Origin of the sequence: Pseudoalteromonas sp. Isolate6 (assembly GCF_022398435.1) — a bacterium.
GTDB classification, from domain to species: domain Bacteria; phylum Pseudomonadota; class Gammaproteobacteria; order Enterobacterales; family Alteromonadaceae; genus Pseudoalteromonas; species Pseudoalteromonas galatheae.
Genome location: NZ_JAKEVK010000310.1, coordinates 1 through 3,529, shown reverse-complemented (window position 1 = coordinate 3,529; position 3,529 = coordinate 1). Strand labels below are relative to the sequence as shown.

The 3,529-nt window shown below is 43.5% G+C and carries 3 protein-coding genes; all 3 read left to right on the top strand.

Translation table 11 applies throughout. The annotated features are described in order from the left end of the window. Positions 1-1,608 (top strand): polymorphic toxin type 15 domain-containing protein (locus tag L1D50_RS22210; RefSeq protein ID WP_239966862.1); only part of this gene is annotated, 1,608 nt, incomplete at its 5' end. Between the two features lie 7 nt (positions 1,609-1,615). Next, positions 1,616-2,296, top strand: a complete 681-nt coding sequence (locus L1D50_RS22205) for a GAD-like domain-containing protein (protein WP_128725181.1) — start codon at positions 1,616-1,618, stop codon at positions 2,294-2,296. Between the two features lie 242 nt (positions 2,297-2,538). Next, on the top strand, positions 2,539-3,489 hold the full coding sequence (locus L1D50_RS22200) for a hypothetical protein (protein WP_239966861.1): 951 nt from the start codon (positions 2,539-2,541) through the stop codon (positions 3,487-3,489). Positions 3,490-3,529 lie beyond the last annotated feature (40 nt).

Genomic DNA, 3,529 nt, shown 5'->3' with positions numbered 1-3,529 from the left:
ACCATGGCGAGCAGTACCATTGAGTTGTCTTATACCTATCAAGATGGCAGCCCAATTATGGGCGCACCTTATACCATTCGATTTGCAAACGGCACAGAGCTGACTGGTAACTTAGACGACAGCGGTAAAGCAAAAATTGAGAATGCCCCACCCGGTCAATACACCGTGCAATATGGTGAGGACAAACGCGATTACCTACCAGAAGATAATCGCCCTAAAAACCCTCTGTATGGACAAATCACCCCAGCGCGAGCGGCTGAAATGGTACGCAGCGGCAATACCGCACCACTGATAGAAGCCAATGGCATTGCAACCCAAGCTGGTGATTGGTTATGGGGCACACTGCAAGGCGACTTTAATCAAAACCCCTCTACGTCACAAATCGTGGTAGGTACCTTGATTTCCATGATACCAATTATCGACCAAGTCATGGATTTACGAGATATCATCGCCAATGTCATGTTACTGACCGACGATGATGAAGCCAACGACACCGACGCTTGGCTTGCCTTTACCCTCACCGGCATTGGTTTAGTGCCAGTTGTGGGCTCAGCCGTCAAAGGCGTAGGCAAGGTTATCTTAAAAAATACCGGAGAATCCCTCTCGGCTGCGCTTGCGGTACTTCGCAAGCTAGGCAAAGGCGACCCAGTTAAATACCTAAGAGACATCAACTGGCAAGACCTAGGAAAACAATCCGCCACGGAAGTTAAAAACATCGTCAAAGGCCTGCGCGATTCACTCGATGAAATGTCTACCAGTTGGCACTACGACCTACTGCTCCCAGACGCCGCCATCGAAGGCATGCAAACCACAGTAAAACGCCTAGACGAGGTCACCCCCAAAATCGACCAGCATATGCAACAAGCCGCCCAAGAAATCGGACAGCGAGTTAATAAAGCGCTGGATGAATATCAAGGCCAATCACCAATTCGAGGCGTTACCGACAAGCCCACCAAAGCCAAAGCCGATGAGTTGGAACCACCAAAAGGGAATGAGTTACCGGGGGGGAAGGGATTGCACCCTCTCAAAGCAGGCATGAAAGCATACAAGGTCCCCTGTTTTAAACCAAGTGATAACTTAAGGAAAAAACATAAGGGCGACTTACGTGCTTTAGAACAGAATTACGCAAGGCAACTTAAGTATCAAGAAGCAGGCTTAAATGATTTAACCATTGGTGAATACAGAGAAAACCGCGATCGATACAAAAATATGAAGCGTAAGGGGACTGGAACTGCTCAAAATGGTTTTAGAGATAAGTTCAGATACAAACTATATAAATCTCTCAAGAAATCATACGGTAGAAACAAATCACGTACTGAAGCAAAAAAATTAGCTGCGCAAAGAACAACAGAAATTATGAACAATTTACATGCATTACATGACCCTGATATGGGCGCTGGCGGTTATGATAATGTTACTCGTCTGGGTGATAAAAGAGTTAATGAATCTATAGGTCCGCAGTGGGCTAAAGCGCCTATAGGAAGTAAAAAAGGAAGTAAAACACGCGTTGAATTAATGGATGAGCAAGTTGAAAAAGCATTTAAAGAATATGGCCCAGATGCTAAGTTAAACATTAAACTTGAGCGCTGCCCGTTAAACAAAAAGTAGAGAACCCATGATAGAAACTAATGATGACGATTTAGCCTTTTTTTTAAGCGAATTTGGCCAACCAACAACAATTGTACCCGCGACTACCGCTGATATAGAAGCGTATCGAGGGAAGCTCCCTGATCAGCTACTTGAATACTGGCAAATACTCGGCTTCAGCGGTTTTGCCGATGGTTTATTTTGGTTGACAAACCCCGCGGATTATCAAGACATCCTTGATCGATTTTTAGAAGATACCCCGTTTGAGCAAGATGATATTTATTATGTTATTGCGCGCAATGCTTGGGGTGAACTTCAGATTTACGGCGAAAAAACAGGTGAATCCCTAGAAATCAGCCCGCACCTTAACTGGATAACAACAAGCGAAGGAAGCGAGCAAGATATTGCAGCTGGTAAGGCTAACCAAACTGCAAAAGATTTTATAGCGCTTCAAGAGCCTGAGCAACTTGATATTAAAGATAACCAAGGGAAACCACTTTTTCCTGCGACATTAAAAAAACATGGCCCACTCAATGCCGATGAAGTGTACGGCTTTGCGCCATTTTTATTTATGGGTGGCGAGAAAAAAGTCAAGAATATTGAAAAGTGCGATATTTTTGCCCATTTGAATTTAATTGCCGATATGGGTGATATGGAAATTATTGATATGGCTTCTATGGTACGTGGCGCTATTAAGCAGCACGAATAACGCTGTATGCAAATGTGATTAGTAACGGCGCACATCACTTAATGAATCATCAAGATGACCGTATCCCCGGTTACGCATGATGATTCATTAGACACGTTTTTTTAATATTAACTTACCAGTTAGCTAGGGCCGGATTCCACTTTGCTCATAGATTAACAAAGAATAACTCCGTCCTAGAATCACCGTTCCAAGTTGCTCCTCTTCTCAGGGCAAACACTAGTTAACTTATCAGTATTGGTTTAGTGCCAGTAGTGGTGGGCAAGGTTATCTTAAAAAATACCGGAGAATCCCTCTCCGCTGCGCTTGCTGTACTGCGGCTTTTTACCCAAAGAAAAGTCGACAAAGGCGACCCAGTTAAATACCTAAGAAACATCAACTGGCAAGACCTAGGAACGCAATCCGCCACGGAAGTTAAAAACATCGTCAAAGGCCTACGCGATTCACTTGATGACATGTCTACCAGTTGGCACTACGACCTACTGCTCCCAGACGCCGCCATCGAAGGCATGCAAGCCACAGTAAAACGCCTAGACGAGGTCACCCCCAAAATCGACCAGCATATGCAACAAGCCGCCCAAGAAATCGGACAGCGAGTTAATAAAGCGCTGGATGAGTATCAAGGGGAGTTACCACAGATTGGCGTTACCAATGTGCCGAAGAAATCTAAAGCGCCGGAGCTTTCAGCTCCAGAAGGAAACGATCTCAAAGGTGCCCCTGTTAACAAAGTTAATCCGCCATCACGTAAGACGCCTAGTGACTTTACGCAGCATAAATCATTAAACCATAGAAAAGGTGCTACTGGTGAGTACAATGCACACCAATTAATGTTGGAGAATGGCTATACACCACTAGGTAAAACCGATGGTAATTATAAACCAGGACAATCCGGTATTGACGGAATATATCTGCACCCAAATCCACCACCAGACTATGTGATTACAGAAGCCAAATATAACACCTCTCCATTAGGTAAAACTAAAAATGGTAAACAAATGAGTAATGCGTGGGTAACAGAAAAAAGATTAGAACAAGCAGGAATTGACGAAAAAACAAGACGTAAAATCCTCAAGAGCCTTCAAAAAAATAAAGACTCTGTACAAAAATTATTGATTCGAAATAAAGAAGATGGAACTTTAGTAATTAAAGCATTAGACAAAAATGCCAATATTATAGACAAGCCAGTGACCCTGTGATAGGAGCAGAAGATGTTAAGAGATACTTTAAAAAATAAAG

Coding starts and splice junctions, on each gene's coding strand:
- L1D50_RS22205 (WP_128725181.1), top strand. CDS start 1,616: ATGATAGAAACTAATGATGACGATTTAGCCTTTTTTTTAAGCGAATTT.